Source organism: Allobosea sp. P4_C6 (assembly GCF_056402015.1).
The window spans coordinates 114,338-130,531 of record NZ_JBFUIF010000010.1; the positions used below are offsets into that span (position 1 = coordinate 114,338).

Annotated in this window: 17 protein-coding genes; 10 read left to right on the plus strand and 7 right to left on the minus strand. The window is 65.4% G+C overall.

Translation table 11 applies throughout. The annotated features are described in order from the left end of the window. Positions 1–145 precede the first annotated feature (145 nt). Positions 146–739, plus strand: coding sequence for a DUF2239 family protein (locus AC1DVA_RS10070; protein WP_476805807.1), 594 nt, complete (start codon positions 146–148; stop codon positions 737–739). Positions 740–867: 128 nt separating this feature from the next. Next, the gene (locus tag AC1DVA_RS10075; RefSeq protein WP_476805808.1) at positions 868–1,761 is read left to right on the plus strand and encodes a DMT family transporter; all 894 of its coding nucleotides are present in this window, start codon (positions 868–870) and stop codon (positions 1,759–1,761) included. Positions 1,762–1,819: 58 nt separating this feature from the next. Here the strand turns inward: AC1DVA_RS10075 and gpt are convergent, their stop codons facing one another. The 5 genes from gpt to AC1DVA_RS10100 all read right to left on the minus strand — a co-directional run bounded on the left by gpt (position 1,820) and on the right by AC1DVA_RS10100 (position 6,187). After that, positions 1,820–2,329: a xanthine phosphoribosyltransferase gene (gene gpt / locus AC1DVA_RS10080; RefSeq protein ID WP_265053908.1), complete on the minus strand. Its 510-nt coding sequence runs from the start codon at positions 2,327–2,329 to the stop codon at positions 1,820–1,822. Between the two features lie 121 nt (positions 2,330–2,450). Next, positions 2,451–3,044, minus strand: a complete 594-nt coding sequence (locus tag AC1DVA_RS10085; protein WP_476805809.1) for a methyl-accepting chemotaxis protein — start codon at positions 3,042–3,044, stop codon at positions 2,451–2,453. 114 nt (positions 3,045–3,158) lie between these two features. Then, positions 3,159–3,923, minus strand: coding sequence for a competence/damage-inducible protein A (locus AC1DVA_RS10090; protein ID WP_476805810.1), 765 nt, complete (start codon positions 3,921–3,923; stop codon positions 3,159–3,161). A gap of 160 nt (positions 3,924–4,083) precedes the next feature. Further along, positions 4,084–4,932 carry an FkbM family methyltransferase gene (locus tag AC1DVA_RS10095; RefSeq protein WP_265053911.1) on the minus strand — a complete coding sequence of 283 codons (849 nt, stop codon included), beginning with the start codon at positions 4,930–4,932 and terminating at the stop codon, positions 4,084–4,086. A gap of 70 nt (positions 4,933–5,002) precedes the next feature. Beyond that, positions 5,003–6,187 (minus strand): GAF and HD-GYP domain-containing protein, encoded by a 1,185-nt coding sequence (locus AC1DVA_RS10100; RefSeq protein ID WP_476805811.1) that lies wholly within the window; start codon positions 6,185–6,187, stop codon positions 5,003–5,005. Positions 6,188–6,402: 215 nt separating this feature from the next. Between AC1DVA_RS10100 and map the strand changes: the two genes are divergently transcribed. The 8 genes from map to AC1DVA_RS10140 all read left to right on the plus strand — a co-directional run bounded on the left by map (position 6,403) and on the right by AC1DVA_RS10140 (position 14,990). Further along, complete coding sequence (map, locus tag AC1DVA_RS10105; protein WP_476805812.1) at positions 6,403–7,227, plus strand: type I methionyl aminopeptidase; 825 nt, start codon at positions 6,403–6,405, stop codon at positions 7,225–7,227. Next, complete coding sequence (gene radC, locus AC1DVA_RS10110) at positions 7,224–7,970, plus strand: RadC family protein (RefSeq protein ID WP_476805813.1); 747 nt, start codon at positions 7,224–7,226, stop codon at positions 7,968–7,970. Before map ends, radC begins: the two co-directional genes overlap by 4 nt. A gap of 32 nt (positions 7,971–8,002) precedes the next feature. Next, positions 8,003–8,374, plus strand: a complete 372-nt coding sequence (locus AC1DVA_RS10115; RefSeq protein WP_265053915.1) for a DUF488 domain-containing protein — start codon at positions 8,003–8,005, stop codon at positions 8,372–8,374. A 203-nt stretch (positions 8,375–8,577) separates the two neighbouring features. Next, entirely contained in the window at positions 8,578–9,993 is a 1,416-nt protein-coding gene (locus AC1DVA_RS10120) for a circularly permuted type 2 ATP-grasp protein (protein WP_265053916.1), read from the plus strand. Positions 9,994–10,063: 70 nt separating this feature from the next. Beyond that, entirely contained in the window at positions 10,064–11,005 is a 942-nt protein-coding gene (locus AC1DVA_RS10125) for an alpha-E domain-containing protein (protein WP_476805814.1), read from the plus strand. Between the two features lie 65 nt (positions 11,006–11,070). Then, positions 11,071–11,898 carry a transglutaminase family protein gene (locus tag AC1DVA_RS10130; RefSeq protein ID WP_476805815.1) on the plus strand — a complete coding sequence of 276 codons (828 nt, stop codon included), beginning with the start codon at positions 11,071–11,073 and terminating at the stop codon, positions 11,896–11,898. Positions 11,899–11,941: 43 nt separating this feature from the next. Then, positions 11,942–12,691 (plus strand): proteasome-type protease, encoded by a 750-nt coding sequence (locus AC1DVA_RS10135; RefSeq protein ID WP_265053919.1) that lies wholly within the window; start codon positions 11,942–11,944, stop codon positions 12,689–12,691. 73 nt (positions 12,692–12,764) lie between these two features. After that, the gene (locus AC1DVA_RS10140; protein WP_476805816.1) at positions 12,765–14,990 is read left to right on the plus strand and encodes a putative bifunctional diguanylate cyclase/phosphodiesterase; all 2,226 of its coding nucleotides are present in this window, start codon (positions 12,765–12,767) and stop codon (positions 14,988–14,990) included. Between the two features lie 72 nt (positions 14,991–15,062). Here AC1DVA_RS10140 and AC1DVA_RS10145 read toward each other — a convergent pair whose 3' ends face one another. Both AC1DVA_RS10145 and AC1DVA_RS10150 read right to left on the minus strand, forming a co-directional pair. Next, positions 15,063–15,662 (minus strand): exopolysaccharide biosynthesis protein, encoded by a 600-nt coding sequence (locus AC1DVA_RS10145; protein WP_265053921.1) that lies wholly within the window; start codon positions 15,660–15,662, stop codon positions 15,063–15,065. Between the two features lie 121 nt (positions 15,663–15,783). Next, positions 15,784–16,053 (minus strand): usg protein, encoded by a 270-nt coding sequence (locus tag AC1DVA_RS10150; protein ID WP_265053922.1) that lies wholly within the window; start codon positions 16,051–16,053, stop codon positions 15,784–15,786. Positions 16,054–16,194 lie beyond the last annotated feature (141 nt).

Here is a 16,194-nt window from a genome sequence, read left to right on the forward strand (position 1 = left end):
TGCGCGGCCATCTCGTGTTGCATTGCATCATCGGACGACGATCACCGCAAGCGGGAACAGAAGCCACCCTTCGGATATTTTTACCCGGATCATATTGCGCGATGAAAAAGACCCGGGTAATAGGGTGGCCGAGCAAGGAGCCCTCATGTCCAACAATCCCGCCAGTGCCTGCACCGCCTTTCGCGGCTCCAGCCGCCTCGCCAGCGGTTCGCTGCTCGATGTCGCGCTCGCCGTGAAGGCGGCGCTGGCAGCCGATCCCACCGCATCCATCCTCACCTTCGACGACACGACCGGAAAGGTCGTCGATCTCGACCTGCGCGGCAGCGATACCGAAATCGCTGCGCGCCTCGGTGGAAAGCTGCCGGAAGCCAGCTCTGAGACGCCGCGAGGCCGCGGCAGGCCCAAGCTCGGCGTCGTCGCCCGCGAAGTCACCTTGCTGCCGCGCCATTGGGACTGGCTCAGCCAGCAGCCAGGCGGTGCCTCGCAGGTCTTGCGACGCCTCGTCGATGATGCCCGCCGCAACGATGGTGGACGCAGCCAGGCGCGGGCAGCGCAGGCCGCGGCCTACGCCTTCATGTCGGCCATGGCGGGCGATCGCGAAGGTTTCGAGGAAGCCTCGCGCGCCCTCTTCGCCGGCGACGGCCAGCGCTTCGCCGAGCACAGCCGGACATGGCCGGAAGATATCCGCACCCATGCGGAAAAGCTGATGACAGGCGCGACCGGCCAGCCATTGGATTGAATGGATGAGGGCGCACGCCGGGGCGGGCTGCGCGCAGCGCCATTGCCGTGACCTGCGCCGAAAGGCATAGCGGCGCCACCGCGCTCGCCGCGCCCTCGCCTCTCAAGTCACGACAAGGCCTCCACGACATGACCTCCCGCGCGCAATGGCTCGGCATCCTCTGCGGATTGCTGACCTCAGTGATCTGGGGCGTCCAGGCGGTCGTATCGCGGCACGCCATGCTGATCGACCTGACGCCGGCCGACGTCACGATCCTGCGCTTCGCCTCGGCTGCCGCCGTGCTGCTGCCATGGGCGCTCCGCAACATGCGCCCCTTCCCGGTCGGCTCGCTCGGCTGGCCGCGGGCCTGGGTCATGGCGCTGCTGATCGGCCCTCTCTACAGCCTGATCCTCGTCGGCGGCGCCTATTTCGCGCCGGCCCTGCACTCGTCGATCATCTCGCCCGGCCTGATCCCGGTCTTCACCGCGCTTCTGGTCTTCCTCGTCACCGGCGAACGCGCCGGGCGGATGCGGATGGTCGGCCTGGGCATCATCGTACTGGGCATCGGCATCTTCTCGCGGGATGCGCTGGCAGTGACGCCTGCACGGCCCGATGCCTGGATCGGCGACCTGCTCTTCGTGCTGATCGCCCTCCTGTGGGCGATCTTCGGGCTTCTCGCCAGGCGCTGGGGCGTGAGCTCGCTCGAGGTCACCGCCGCCTCCTGCCTGCTTTCAGTGCCATTGCTCGTGATCGTCGCCCTTGTGCTGCCCGTCCACATGATGCGGGCACCCTTCGCCGAGCTGCTGCTGCAGGCGGTTTATCAGGGCGTACTGGTCGGCGTGGTCGCGCTTTATCTCTACGCCCGCACAGTGGCGATGCTCGGCGCGGCGAAGGCGACACTGTTCCTGCCGCTTGTCCCGATCGCGACCGCCACCTCCAGCGCGTTCCTCCTGGCGGAAAGCCCCTCGCCGACCGAGCTTGTCGGCATGGCGGTGGTGGTCACCGGGATGCTGGTCGCCTTCCGCTCGCCCTCGGTCGGTTGAGCCGCGGAAGCGCAGAAAGCGCCGTCAGTCGGCCGCCGCAGTAAAGCGGCCGGGAAGCTCAGCCCTGATGCCCCTTGGCGATGGGCTCGACATAGGTGAGAGCCATGTCCCAGGGGAAATAGATCCAGGTGTCCTGGCTGACCTCCGTGACGAAGGTGTCGACCGTCGGCACGCCGGCGGGCTTGGCATAGACCGTGGCGAAATGCGCGTTCGGCAGCATCTCGCGCACGACGCGCGCCGTCTTGCCGGTATCGGTCAGGTCGTCCACGACCAGCACGCCCTTGCCCTTGCCGTCGCCGATCGCCTTGATGTTCGGTGCGATGTCCTTGAGCACCTTGAGCTCGGTCTGGTTGCGATAGTCGTGATAGCTCGCGACGCAGACCGTCTCGATCATCCTGAGACCCAGCTCGCGGCAGATGATCGCCGCCGGCACCAGCCCGCCACGGGTGATGCAGACCATCGCTTCGAAGGGGCCCTTGTCGGCGAGGCGCCAGGCCAGCGCGCGGGCATCGCGATGGAACTGGTCCCAGGAAACCGGGAAAGCCTTGTTCGAGGACGGTTCGGCCATGGCATGCGCTCCGGGCTGATCGCGGCGCGAAGAACGCCGGTTTCCGACCGAAAAGCCTATCGGCGCGCGCCTGACAAGAGGCGCGCGCCGAACATCCCCAGGCGAAGCCCTTTATTGCGGCTCAGAATTCAGCCCAGCCATCCGCTCCGCCGCCGGAAGCCACTCTCCGGCCACGCGGGGGCGATCCGGCAGAAGGCACCGCGCGCAGCATCGGAGCTGCGGCATGAACAAGCTGTGCCACAGGCCTCGAATACTCGCCTCCGAGCCGGAAGGAGCCGGCCATCGTGCTCAGAGCCTCGGTCTCCTGCTGGAGGTCGCGGGCGACGCGGGCGCTCTGCTCGGCCAGCAGCGAGTTCTGCTGGGTGATCTCGTCCATATGCGCGACGGTTCGGGCCATCTCGTCGATGCCGTTGGCCTGCTCGGTCGTCGCCTGCGAGATCTCGCTGACGGTCGAGGCCACCTTCGACGCGGCGGTGACGATCTCGCGCAGCGTCGTGCCGGCATCCTTGACGAGCCCGACGCCAGCTTGAATCTGCTGCGTAGAATTCGCGATCAAGGCCTTGACACCATTGGCGGATTCACTGCAGCGCGCGGCCAGCGCCCGCACCTCCGTCGCGACCACTGCGAAGCCCCGCCCGGCATCGCCAGCCCGCGCCGCCTCGACCGCGGCGTTGAGCGCCAGCAGGTTGGTCTGGAAGGCGATCTCGTCGATCATCGAGATGAAATACTATATAAAAGCAATGATCCGTGTGACGATTAGGACATACCGTACAGCACCGGAGCCAAAAATAAGAAAAACTGCAACTTACTGAAATAATATTGGTATTCGTTATGATTCGGATTTGGATTTTTCAATCGCAATCATAGATTTCACGTCGGCTATCGCCGCTTCGAGTTTGTCTGCTTCGCGGGAGCGGACGACGATATTCGTGTCGGGCCCGGTATCCGACCAGAAGGGGTAGGAGCCGATCGAAACCGCTGGATGGGCCTTGGCGATCGCCGCCAGCGGACCGCCGATATCGCCCTCGCGCAGGCCGGCCTGAACCGTATCCGACAGGACCTTCGTCCCCGTCCGCAATGTCGGGGCGACGACATCCAGCATCGCCTGCATGATCGCCGGAACGCCGGCCATCACATAGACATTCCCGATATTGAAGCCGGGAGCCTTGGAGATCGCATTGGCGATCAGTTCGGCCCCGGCCGGAATGCGCGCCATCCGCATGCGCGCCTCGTTGAGATCGGCCGGCGAGAAACGCTCCGACAGCATCGCGACCGCGCGCGGGTCGTAATCGATGGAGACGCCGAAGGCGGCCGCGACCGCATCGGCCGTGATATCGTCATGGGTCGGCCCGATGCCGCCCGTCGTGAAGACATAGGTGAATCGGGCGCGCAGGGCATTCAGCGCCGCGACGATCTCATCGGTAACGTCCGGGACGACCCGAACCTCGCGCAGCTCGATGCCGATATTGGTGAGATACTCGGCGATATAGCCGATGTTCTTGTCCTTCGTTCGCCCCGACAGGATCTCGTCGCCTATCACCAGGATCGCAGCCGTGACGATGGCGGCTGACGGGCTGGCTTCACTGGTGGTCATCGCGGCGCTCCTGGCTCTCGATACAAGAGCTAGAGCATCGGCCCAAAAAGTGGAACGCGGTTTTCGGCGAAATGCCGATACGAAAACAAAGAGGTAAGACGTCGTCGCGCGGCGCCCGGGCAGCGCGGCGAACGCCCCGATGCGACGCGGTCGCGCTGCGTCAGGCGCGCTTGCGTTCGAAGACCAGATTGAGCCGCGTCTGGGCGACAAGCTTGTAGCCGCTGCGCGTCAAGAGCCCCGCGAGGTCGCTCTGCCAGCGCTGGCGGGAATCCTCGATGATGACGAAACCGGGCCAGAGCGACTCCGGCGCATCGCGCAGGAACGGTTCGAGAATGATGTCCTCGGCCCCTTCGACATCGAGCTTGATCGCATCGATGCGCTCGTAACCCTCGCCCTGGACCAGCGCCAGCAGCGTCATGGCCGGCACCCGCACCGCTATCCCCGCGCTCGAATTGAGGATGCGCACGCTCGACTCGCCGCGATTGGTCTGGTCGATGAACAGGGTCAGCTCGCCGGGCTTGTCCGCCAACGCGCAGGCCACCGCCTTGACCGTCCCGAACGGATTCTGGGCGATGTTGAAGGCGAGCCGAGCGAAGATCTCCGGCTGCGGCTCGACTGCGAGAATCCGCGCGCCGCGCCCCGCACGGGCGGCAACGAACAGGGAATAGGCGCCGATATTCGCGCCGACATCGATGAAGGTGAAACCGTCGCGCAGCCGCGCGGCCAGCATTTCGCGCTCGACCGCGTCGAAATATTGCGGCGTGAACAGCACGCGCTTCTCGCAGACATTGCCGTCCGGATAGAGGCGCATCTTGGCGCCGAGCGCCTCGATATCGACCGGCGCGCCGTTCAGCGAGCGCAGGCCGAGGCGGCGCAACGCATAGGCGATCTTGCGCCCGAAGAAAGAATCGGAGGCCGCACGCGTCCGCGCGATGATGCGGGCGAGATAGGCTTTCGGAGCGAAGGCGCCGTAGGGTCGCTCTTCCGCCTGGGATTGTTCGATGATCATGGCCATTGCGCCAGCCTGATACACCTCACAGCGCCGCTGCGCCAGCCATCTCCCCGCTTGCGGCCCAAAGCTATGCAGCGTCCGCGAACTGCCCGAAGATCGTTTCGAAGACGGGCGCGATCTCCCGGAAGACATCGATCAGCTCCGGATCGAACTGCCTGCCACGCTCGCCAAGGATGACCGCGACGGCCTCCTCGTGAGACATCGCCGCCTTGTAGACGCGTTCCGTGACCAGCGCGTCATAGACGTCCGCGATCGCCATCAACCGCCCCGTCAAGGGAATGGCTTTGCCGGCGAGCCCCCGCGGATAGTCGTCCCCGTCCCAACGCTCGTGATGCGTGAAGGCGATATCCTTGGCCACCTGCAGGAACGAGCTCGATGTGCCGAGATGCCGCTCGGCATTGACGATGGCCTGCCGCCCGAGTTCCGCGTGCGTCTGCATGACGGCCCGCTCGGCCTCGTCGAGCCGCCCCGGCTTGAGCAGGATGCGATCGGGAATGCCTACCTTCCCGATGTCGTGAAGCGGCGCGGATTTGAAGAGCAGATCGATGATCCCATCGTCCAGCTGATCCGCGTACAGCCCGCGCTCGCAGGCCGCCCTCGCCAGGGCCAGCAGGTAGTGCTGCGTACGCCGGACATGGTTCGCGGTCTCGTTGTCGCGCGTTTCCGCCAGCGAGGCCATGGCCAGGATGATGGCGTCCTTCGCCCGTTCCGCCTCCTCCAGCGCGACGGACAGCGAGTTCACCAGCGCGATGTTGGTCATGGCGACGGCGGCGCTGTTGGCGATCCGCCTCAGAGTCCGGATCACCTCCGGCGCCGGGCGATGACAATGCGCCCAATACGCGCCGATCGCAGCCACGGGATCCTCGTGCCGCACCGGCACCATCACGAGGCTGCGCACGAAGGTTGGCCGATAGGCAGCATGCGGAATGCGATCATCCGCGTAGATGTCCTCGATGACGACGACCTCACCGCGCTGCATGGCCCAGCCGGAGATGCAGGTCTCCATCGGAAAGCGCTGGCCTTTCCAGAGCGGCGTGATGGCGTCCTCGTCGGCGTAGTAGCAACGGCCGCTTTCACGCAGGACGAAGCTGATGCCGTCTGCTCCGGTCAGTCCGCGCGCGTTGCGGCGAACGACGCTCATGACCTCCGCGATGCCGCGCGCCATGGCGAGATCGAGAACCAGGGCATCGAGCGCGCTCGGCGCATCATCCCCGTAATAAGCGAACGACGATGTTCTGGCCGGCGCGTGCATGGTTCAAGAGGCAGTCGAGCGGATCGAAAACGACGAAAGCAGTACCATGGCAACGTAATGAAATTCTGAACGCAAGGGCATGTTTGGAGCGCACCTACGTCAGCTGCAGGTGACCTCGACACTGGCGCGGCAGCTCGGCCTCCTCCGATGACGCAAGCGGCTTGCACGCTCCGCCAAACGCAATAGATATGTCGGCAAGGAGTTTCCTGGGCGCGATGACATTCGAAGACACCATCGGCCGGTCGCGCTCACGCGAACCTGCCATCAAGATTCACGGCCCCGAGGCTTTCGCGGCCATGCACAAGGCCGGCCGGCTCACGGCCGAGGGCCTCGACATGCTCGGCTCCTACGTCAAGCCCGGCGTAACCACCCAGCGCCTCGACGATCTCGCCTTCCAGTTCGCCATGGACAACGGCGCCTACCCGGCGACGCTGTTCTATCGCGGCTATACCAAGTCGATCTGCACCTCGATCAACCATGTCGTCTGTCATGGCATCCCCGACGACAAGCCGCTGCGCGAGGGCGATGTCCTCAACATCGACTACACGCTGATCGTCGATGGCTGGCACGGCGATTCGAGCCGGATGTACGCCGTCGGCGAGATTTCGCGGAAGTCCGAGCGGCTGATCGAGATCACCTATGAAAGCCTGCTGCGCGGCATCAAGGCTGTTCGAGCCGGCGCGACCACCGGCGACATCGGCTTCGCCATCCAGCGCTATGCGGAAGGCGAGCGCTGCTCGGTGGTGCGCGATTTCTGCGGCCACGGCATCGGCCGTCTCTTCCACGATGCGCCGAACATCCTGCACTACGGCAGCCCCGGCGAGGGCATCGAGCTGAAGCCGGGCATGGTCTTCACCATCGAGCCGATGATCAACCTCGGCAAGCCCGGCGTGAAGGTGCTCTCCGACGGGTGGACAGCCGTGACGCGCGACCGTTCGCTCTCCGCCCAGTTCGAGCATCAGATCGGCGTCACGGAGACCGGCTGCGAGATCTTCACGCTCTCGCCTGGCGGCCTCGACAATCCGCTCACCGCGCGATGAGTGTCGGCACCGGCAAGGGGCCGCGCAAGGTGCCCTCGCCTGCCGCCTTTGCCGAAGCCGCCGATGCAAAAGCCGCGACGCCGCATTATCACGGCCATCGCGACCGCTTGCGCGCCCGTTTCCAGGAGACCGGCGCGGAAGCCCTGCCCGAGCTGCTCGAGCTGCTGCTCTTCCGCTCGATCCCGCAGCGGGACGTCAAGCCGCTCGCCAAGGAGCTGATCCAGCGCTTTGGTTCCTTCGCCGAGGTGCTGGGCGCCCCGATCACCCGCCTGACCGAGGTCAAGGGTGTCGGCGAGGGCGTGGCGCTCGATCTCAAGGTCGTCGCGGCCGCGTTGCAGCGCATGGCGAAGGGCGCCGTCTCGAAGCGGCCGGTCCTGTCCTCATGGTCGTCGGTGCTCGACTATTGCCGCATGGCGATGGCCTTCGCGGAGCGCGAGCAGTTCCGCATCCTGTTCCTCGACAAGAAGAACGCTCTCATCGCCGACGAGGTGCAGCAGACCGGCACGGTCGACCACACGCCGGTCTATCCGCGCGAGGTCATGCGCCGGGCGCTGGAACTCTCGGCCTCCGCCATCATCCTCGTCCATAATCACCCATCCGGCGACCCGACGCCCTCGGGTGCCGATATGCGGATGACCCGCGAGCTCGTCGACATCGCCAAGCCGCTCGGCATCGCCATTCACGACCACATCATCGTCGGGCGCGACGGCCATGCGAGCTTCCGCAGCCTCGGGCTGATCTGAGCCCTGTCGCCCGTCTCGTCGGAGGCCAGAGCATGTCGCAGCTCATCGTGAAGCGTGTTTACGACCCGCCCCTGCCGAGCGACGGCATGCGAATCCTGGTCGATCGCCTCTGGCCGCGCGGAATCGCGAAGGACAGGATCGAGATGTGGCTGAAGGATATCGCGCCCAGCGATGTTCTCCGGCATGAGTTCCACGGCCATCCCGACCGCTGGGACGAGTTTCGCGCCGCCTATGCCGCCGAACTCGGCAGCGCATCGGCGCAGGCAGCCCTCGCCACGCTGGAGGAGAAACTGGCGCAAGGGCCGGTGACGCTGCTCTATGCCGCCAAGGACGAGACCCGGAACAATGCCGAAGCCTTGCGGCTTTGGCTGGAAGAACGTCCCAGCGCAGCCAAAAACCGCTAGAAGGCGCCATTTCCCGAAAGCTCGAAGGCGGCAGCGCCTGGTATCGCTGACCGGGTCCTCTTTGCCGGTCCTGCCGAATACGCCGGAGCCCCACTCAATACTGCCTAGGAAAAAGGCAGACCCGACCAATTGGGCATCTTCCTCCCCCCTTCCCGAACGCCAGCGAATGCGCATAGGCTGGCCGAAAAGGGGAAGAGGGCCGCATGGTCGCATTCGATGAAATGACCGGCTCGGGCACGGAACTGAGACCGGCCTATGAAGCTCTCGACCGCTGGCTCAAGGAAGCGCCGCCGGAGACGCTGGCCCTGAGGCGCAGCCAGGCGGAGCTGTTCTTCCGCCGCATCGGCATCACCTTCGCGGTCTACGGCGACGAGGAATCGACGGAGCGGCTGATCCCTTTCGACATCATCCCGCGGGTCCTGACCAAGCCGGAATGGACCAAGCTCGAAGCGGGCCTGCGCCAGCGCGTGACCGCGCTCAACATGTTCCTGGCCGATGTCTACGGGCCGAAGGAATGCCTGAAGGCCGGCATCATCCCGCCCGATCTGGTCTATCGCAACGCCTGCTACCAGCTCGAAATGGTCGACTTCAAGGTGCCGCACGGCATCTACTGCCACATCGCCGGCATCGATGTGGTGCGCGTCGACGCCGACACCTTCTACGTGCTGGAGGACAATGCCCGCACCCCGTCCGGCGTCTCCTACATGATGGAGAACCGGGAGGTGATGCTCAGGCTCTTCCCCGAGCTCTTCTCCACGCATCGCGTCGCGCCGGTCGACAACTATCCCGACCAGCTGCTGGCGACGCTGCGCTCGGTTGCGCCACGCAGCGCGCCGTCCGACCCGACGATCTGCCTGCTCACGCCGGGCCAGTACAATTCGGCCTTCTACGAGCACTCTTTCCTGGCCGACAAGCTGGGCATCGAGCTTGTCGAAGGCTCGGACCTGCTGGTCAAGGACGACGTGGTCTATATGCGGACCACCCAGGGGCCGAAGCGCGTTGATGTGATCTACCGTCGCATCGACGACGACTTCATCGACCCGCTCGTCTTCCGCGGCGATTCCGTGCTCGGCGTCCCCGGCATCATCGGCGCCTACAAGGCAGGCAACGTCACGCTGGCCAATGCGGTGGGCACCGGCGTCGCCGACGACAAGGCGGTCTACAGCTACATGCCCGAGATCGTGAAGTTCTTCACCGGCGAGGAGCCGATCCTGAAGAACGTCCCGACCTTCCGCTGTCGCGAGCCCGAAGCGAACGCCTATGTGCTCGACAATCTCGAGAAGCTCGTCGTCAAGGAGGTCAACGGTTCCGGCGGCTACGGCATGCTGGTCGGCCCGCACGCCAACAAGGCGCAGATCGAGACCTTCCGCCGCAAGCTCAAGGCGAGCCCTGAGGGCTTCATCGCCCAGCCGACGCTGGCGCTCTCGACCTGCCCGACCTTCGTCGCCTCAGGCGTGGCGCCGCGCCATGTCGACCTGCGCCCCTATGTGCTGTCGGGCGCCAACGGCATTTCCTGCGTGCCGGGCGGGCTGACGCGCGTTGCGCTCAAGGAAGGCTCACTCGTCGTCAATTCGAGCCAGGGCGGCGGCACCAAGGACACCTGGGTTCTCGACGCATGACCGACGCTGCCAGCCAGACCATCATGACCCCGCAATCGCCTGCCACGCTGCGGAAAGGCACTCGCTGATCATGCTTTCGCGTACCGCCGACAGCCTCTACTGGGTTTCCCGCTATGTCGAGCGGGCCGAGTATCTCGCCCGCATCCTCGACGCCACGACGCGCCTGACCAACCTGCCCTCGACCTATGGCGGCGCTGGCACGGAATGGCACAGCGCGGTGTCCACCGCCGGCTGCGAGGACACCTTCGCCCAGGCTTATGGCGAGGCGAACGAGCGCAATGTCTGCGATTTCCTGACCTTCAACCCCGACAACCCCTCCTCCATCCGCAACTGCCTCGCCCAGGCGCGCTCAAATGCGCGCGCGGTCCGCACCGCCCTGACCTCGGAGATGTGGGACGCGCTGAACAGCGCCTGGCTGGAGCTGCAGCGTTTCGAGAAGAAGCGCATGGACCGCGAGGAGTTCGCCCGCTTTCTCGACTGGGTGAAGAACGTCTCGCTCGTCTTCGACGGCTCGGCCTACCGCACCATGCTGCGCGACGACGGCTACTGGTTCTCACGGCTCGGCGTCTATCTGGAGCGCGCCGACAACACCGCCCGCATCCTCGACGTGAAATACCATGTGCTGCTGCCGGCCAACGAGCAGGTCGGCGGTTCGCTCGACTACTTCCAATGGACCACGGTGCTGCGCGAGGTCTCGGCCCTGACCGCCTATCACTGGGTCTACCGCGAAGCGGTGAAGCCGATCCTGATCGCCGATCTGCTCATCCTCAACCGCCGCATGCCGCGCTCGCTCGCCGCCTGCTACGAGAACATCTCGCGCTATCTCGACCATCTCGGCGATGCCTATGGCCGGCAGGGCCAGGCCCAGCGCCAGGCGCGCAAGACGCTGGGCAGCCTCAGCAATACCCGCATCGACGATGTTTTCACGCACGGGCTGCATCAGTTCATCGAGGAGTTCATCACGGAGAACAATCGCCTCGGCAACACCATCTTCGAGCAGTATCTGCAATGAATCGCTTGCCTGCTCGCAGGCCGGCGGCCAAAGAGCGGTTGCCGTAACTCCGTCCGGACCAAACCATGCGGATCAGGATTTCCCACGCGATCAGCTACGACTATGCCGAGCCGGCGCGTCACATCACGCAGATCCTGCGGCTGACCCCGCGCGACCATGACGGCCAGCACGTCATGTCCTGGCGCATCGAGCCGAACGTCGACGGCCGTCTGCGCACCACGCAGGACGCGCACGGCAACATCGTTCACAGCTTCTACGCCGAAGGGCCGATCTCGTCCCTCGGCATCCGCATCGACGGGTTGATCGAAACCATCGATCTCGCCGGCGTCGTCCGTGGCGGCCACGAGCGGGTTCCCTGCGACGTCTACCTGCGCGACACGCTGCTGACCGGACAGGACGAAGCGCTCCGCAACTTCGCCGACGAGGCCGTGCAGGGCGCCGCCACGCCGCTTTCGCGCATGCACGCGCTGATGGCGGCGGTCGAGGAGCGAATAGCCTGCGTCGACGCCAGCGGCCGCACCGGCGTCGGTGCGATCGCCGCCTTCGCAGCCAAGGAGGCGATCGCGCAGGATATCGCCCATGTCTTCATGGCCTGCGCCCGGCATCTCGGCGTGCCCGCCCGCTACGTCTCGGGCTATGTGGCGCAATCCGACGACCTGCCGCATGGCAACGGTGCCCATGCCTGGGCCGAGGCTTACCTTGAAGACTACGGCTGGATCGGCTTCGACTGCGCCAACGGGCTGTGCCCGATCGACACCCATGTCCGCGTTGCCGTGGGGCTCGACTTCACAGACGCCGCGCCGGTCCGCGGCTCGCGCCAGGGCGGCGAAGGCGAAAACCTCAACGTGCTCGTCAGCGCCCAGGAAGCCGAAGGCCGCTTCGCCAACCAGTGATCGTGCCCTCCACGGGAGTGCCGAAGATGCAAGGACAAGTCCCGTGACCTATTGCGCCGGAATCCTCGTGCAGGATGGCCTCGTCATGATCGCCGACACCCGCACCAATGCCGGGCTCGACGACATCTCGACCTTCCGCAAGCTCCACGTCTTCTCCTGGCCGGGCGAGCGGAGTTTCGGCCTGATGACCGCCGGCAACCTCTCGATCACCCAGTCCGTGGTGAGCTTCCTCAATGAGGGCCTGCCCAATTCCGAGACCGGCGAGATCGACACCCTGCAGAACGCCAGCTCGATGTTCCGCGCCGCGCAGCTCGTCGGGCGCTGCATCCGCCATGTACGCGATATCGACGGCCCCGCGCTCGAGGAGGCGAGGGTCAAGTTCGACATATCCATGCTGTTTGGCGGCCAGATCAAGGGCCAGCCGATGCGGCTCTTCATGGTCTATGGCGCCGGCAACTTCATCGAATGCGGCGCGGACGCGCCCTTCCTCCAGATCGGCGAGCATAAATACGGCAAGCCGATCCTCGACCGCGCGGTGACCTTCAAGACGCATCTCTACGATGCCCTCAAGGTCGGCTTGATCTCGATGGATTCGACGATGCGCTCCAATCTCGGCGTCGGTCTGCCGATCGATCTCATGGTCATGCGGCGCGACGCGGACGATCTGGAGCTCAACCGCCGCATCGAAGCCGGAGAGCCTTATTTCCACGATCTGCGGGAGCGCTGGTCGGCCGCCCTGCGCGCGGCCCATATGGCGATCCCGCGCCCGCCCTACGCCCCTCCCGAGCCTTGACGCGCTCGAACGGCAACCGGATGTCAATAATTGCGGCGCTAAGTTGTCGGGCAAGACCCGCCTTGGATAACGCATGTTCCAACCGTTTGCCGCGAAGATGACGAACGCGGGCTCCTCCGCTCGTATGTTCGCGAGCACGGTGGTGACTCTCGGCTGTGCTTTCCTGCTCCTGATGGCCGCCGGCATCGGCGTCGTCATCGCGATCACGCGCGAGGCGAACCGGCTGGAGGCACAGCGCCAGGCGGAGCGGGTAGAGACCGCCTTCAACGCCCAGATTCGCCTCAATGAACTGAGGCTGGAAGGGCTGGTCACCACCGGCGAACTGCCGGAAGCGTTGGAACAGACCGACCCGAAACCGGCGCTGCAAGCCGCTTTCAGGCGCTTGCGCGGCCAGCTTGCCGATTTCGACGGCGCCTATATCGCCTCGGCGAATGGCGTCGTGCTCGCAGGTATCGATACCAACGCGCCGTCCGGCCGCTCGGGATCGGGCGGCCTGCGCCATCTCGATGCGTTTCTACGCGGCACGAAGGGGCAGCCGGTCGCCGCCATCGGCGAGACGCTTCTTCCGCAGTTCGGAGCGACGCGCTCGACGGTCATCAGGGATGGGGACGAAACCCTGATGCTGACGATCGTCGATCTCGCGCGCGTCGTGCCGTTCAGCGCCACGAGCGCGCGGGAATCGCTTTCGCTCATCGCCTATCGCCACATATCGGAAGGCCTGCTACCGGAGCTGGCCGAGCGCTATCGCGTTGCCGATATCCACCTGGCGACCGCGCAGCCGAGCGACAGGCTGACGGGACTGGCCTTGCGCGCCCCGGACGGCACCGTCAGCGGCTGGCTGACCTGGACGCCGGCCCGCCCCGGCGACGTCATGCTCCACCGGTTCCTCTGGGCTTTGATCGCGGTCGCCCTGCTGTTCTCGGCGATCTTCGTTTTCGTCGTCCAGCGCCTGCGCGCCGCCGCCGGGGAGATCGAATTGCGGGAGCGCCAGATTCAGCGCCTTGCAGGACAGGATGAGTTGTCACTCCTGCCGAACCGGCGCAGCTTCGACCTGACGCTCGATCAGACCCTCGCCGATCTCCAGCAGAACGGCACGGGGCTCGCGATGATGCTGATCGACCTCGATCGCTTCAAGGCCGTCAACGACACCTATGGCCACACCGCGGGCGACGAATTGATCCGGCAGGTTGCGACGCGGCTCTCGGGCGCGACGCAGGCCACGGACACGGTCGCGCGCATCGGCGGCGACGAGTTCGGCATCATCCAGACGAAAGGCGCCACGCCTGCCAGTTGCACCGCGCTCGCGGAGCGCATTCTGGCGCGGCTCACCGAACCCTTCGTCGTCATGGGAATCGAGGTCACGATCGGTTGCTCGATCGGCATCGCCATCGCCCCGCGTGACGGCGCCGATCGCGAAGCGTTGCTGAGACTGGCGGATATGGCACTCTACGAGGCCAAGAACGGCGGCCGCAATCGCTTCTCCTTCTTCGAGACGCAGATGAACCGGTCGCTGCAGCTCAAGCGCATGGTCGAGGACGACCTGCGCCGCGCCATCGAGAATGACGAGCTGACGCTGCACTACCAGCCGCAGGTCTCGGTCGACGGCTCCACGATCGTTGGCATCGAGGCGCTGGTGCGTTGGCCCCACCCGGTGCACGGCATGATCCCGCCTTCGGACTTCATCGCCATCGCGGAGGAGCGCGGTCTCATCATGCCGCTGAGCGAGTGGGTGCTGCGGCGGGCCTGCACGGAGGCCCGGCGCTGGACCGGGATTCGGCTGGCCGTCAACGTTTCGCCCATCCAGTTCCGCCACAAGGACTTCGTCGCCAACGTCATCCGCATCATCGAGGAAACCGATTTCGATCCGGCGCAGCTCGAGCTCGAATTGACCGAAGGCGTGCTGATCGAGGATGCCGATGCGGCGGAAACCGCGATGATGGACATCCGCGCTCACGGCGTCGGCCTGGCGCTCGACGATTTCGGCACGGGCTATTCGAGCTTGATCTATCTGCGGCGCTTCGCCTTCGACAAGATCAAGATCGACCGCTCCTTCCTCGAATACATGGAAGCGACCGGGGAATCCGCCATCCTCGTCCATTCGATGGCACATCTCGGCCGGGCGCTCGGCCTGCGCGTCTGCGCCGAAGGCGTCGAGACCGCCGAGCAGCATCGCTTCCTGCAGGCGATCGGCTGTCACGAATTGCAGGGCTTCCTGTTCTCGAAGGCCGTGCCGGCCGAGGAGATCGATCGGCTGCTGGATCTCGACAACCCTTTTGCTGAAATCCTCGTCGCCGCCTGAAATCCGTCTTCAGAGCATTTTCGAGCGAAGCGGACACCGGTTCGCGTGAAGAAAATGCGATAAGATCAAAACCTAGAACAGCAGTTCGTGGATGCCGCTGAAGATCGCGTAGGCGAAGCCGGCGCTGAGCAGCAGCCCCGCCGCCCCGAAGATCGCGCCGATGATCATCAGCAGGCCGTCGCGCTCGACGAGGCCGAGCCCGACGAGGCAGACGGCAAGGCCGAGCGGGATCTGCCCGATGAACGGCGCCGCGACGATCAGCCCCAGCGCCAATACCAGGATGACCAGCCCCAGCACGGGAATGGCGTAGGGGCTGCCGAGCATCGTCAAGCGCGGCTTGGAGAAGCGTTCGAGCCGGATCAAGGCCGGAAGCGCCCGCTCGACGGCACGGTTGAGCTCCGGCTTGCCGATGCTGCGGGCGAGTAGGGCCTTCGGTAGCCATGGCATTCGCCGGCCCATCAGCATCTGCAGCGCGACGAAAGCCAGGACCAGGCCGCAGACCAGCGGGATCGGCGGCGGCATCGGCAGGCAATTCGGCAGGCCGAGCAGAACGACGAGCAACGCATAGGCCCGGTCCTGAAGCGCGGCGATGATCGTGCCGACCGCGATCCGTTCCCCGGGCAGGCCGGCAAGCGCCGTCAGAAGTCCGGAGGTGCGCAGGGAAGATGACAAAGGGACAAAGGCCGTGCCGAAGCGGGAGCGCCCGCGTAGCACGGTCGGCCGCTGGCCAACAAGCACGCCCGGCGCAGGCGTTCAATGCCGGGCGGTCGGGGCCAGCCTCTTGCGCGGCCGTTCAATGCAGCGTCAGCACGCCGTTCAGGCTGCGGATCTCCGCCGGCCGGATCAGGCGCGAATGCGCGACGGTGACCGAATGAAGCGGTCCATCGAGCTCGCGCCGCCAGAATGCGAGGAAATCCTTGAGCACCGGAAAGCGCGGCGCCACGTCGTATTGCTGCCAGATGAAGGTCTGCAGGACGCTGCGGTGATCCGGCATGCGATACAGGATCGTCGCAGTCGTCAGCCCATAGCCTTCCAGCTGCTTGATGAAATCTTCCGAGACCATCGCCACCTCCTCTCCTGATACGGAATGAAAGCTTTGCCGGATGCGTCGAGCCTGCTCCCGCTTGGTTAACAAAGGCTTGCAAGTCTACTGCCAAACTGCTGCAATCCCAATGCATGACGCGGGCCAGCACCTGCGGCGTGG

Excerpts from the sequence above, each read along its gene's own strand:
- AC1DVA_RS10070 (WP_476805807.1), top strand. The coding sequence starts at position 146 with ATGTCCAACAATCCCGCCAGTGCCTGCACCGCCTTTCGCGGCTCCAGC.
- AC1DVA_RS10075 (WP_476805808.1), top strand. The coding sequence starts at position 868 with ATGACCTCCCGCGCGCAATGGCTCGGCATCCTCTGCGGATTGCTGACC.
- gpt (WP_265053908.1), bottom strand. The coding sequence starts at position 2,329 with ATGGCCGAACCGTCCTCGAACAAGGCTTTCCCGGTTTCCTGGGACCAG.
- AC1DVA_RS10085 (WP_476805809.1), bottom strand. The coding sequence starts at position 3,044 with ATGATCGACGAGATCGCCTTCCAGACCAACCTGCTGGCGCTCAACGCC.
- AC1DVA_RS10090 (WP_476805810.1), bottom strand. The coding sequence starts at position 3,923 with ATGACCACCAGTGAAGCCAGCCCGTCAGCCGCCATCGTCACGGCTGCG.
- AC1DVA_RS10095 (WP_265053911.1), bottom strand. The coding sequence starts at position 4,932 with ATGATCATCGAACAATCCCAGGCGGAAGAGCGACCCTACGGCGCCTTC.
- AC1DVA_RS10100 (WP_476805811.1), bottom strand. The coding sequence starts at position 6,187 with ATGCACGCGCCGGCCAGAACATCGTCGTTCGCTTATTACGGGGATGAT.
- map (WP_476805812.1), top strand. The coding sequence starts at position 6,403 with ATGACATTCGAAGACACCATCGGCCGGTCGCGCTCACGCGAACCTGCC.
- radC (WP_476805813.1), top strand. The coding sequence starts at position 7,224 with ATGAGTGTCGGCACCGGCAAGGGGCCGCGCAAGGTGCCCTCGCCTGCC.
- AC1DVA_RS10115 (WP_265053915.1), top strand. The coding sequence starts at position 8,003 with ATGTCGCAGCTCATCGTGAAGCGTGTTTACGACCCGCCCCTGCCGAGC.
- AC1DVA_RS10120 (WP_265053916.1), top strand. The coding sequence starts at position 8,578 with ATGGTCGCATTCGATGAAATGACCGGCTCGGGCACGGAACTGAGACCG.
- AC1DVA_RS10125 (WP_476805814.1), top strand. The coding sequence starts at position 10,064 with ATGCTTTCGCGTACCGCCGACAGCCTCTACTGGGTTTCCCGCTATGTC.
- AC1DVA_RS10130 (WP_476805815.1), top strand. The coding sequence starts at position 11,071 with ATGCGGATCAGGATTTCCCACGCGATCAGCTACGACTATGCCGAGCCG.
- AC1DVA_RS10140 (WP_476805816.1), top strand. The coding sequence starts at position 12,765 with ATGTTCCAACCGTTTGCCGCGAAGATGACGAACGCGGGCTCCTCCGCT.
- AC1DVA_RS10150 (WP_265053922.1), bottom strand. The coding sequence starts at position 16,053 with ATGGTCTCGGAAGATTTCATCAAGCAGCTGGAAGGCTATGGGCTGACG.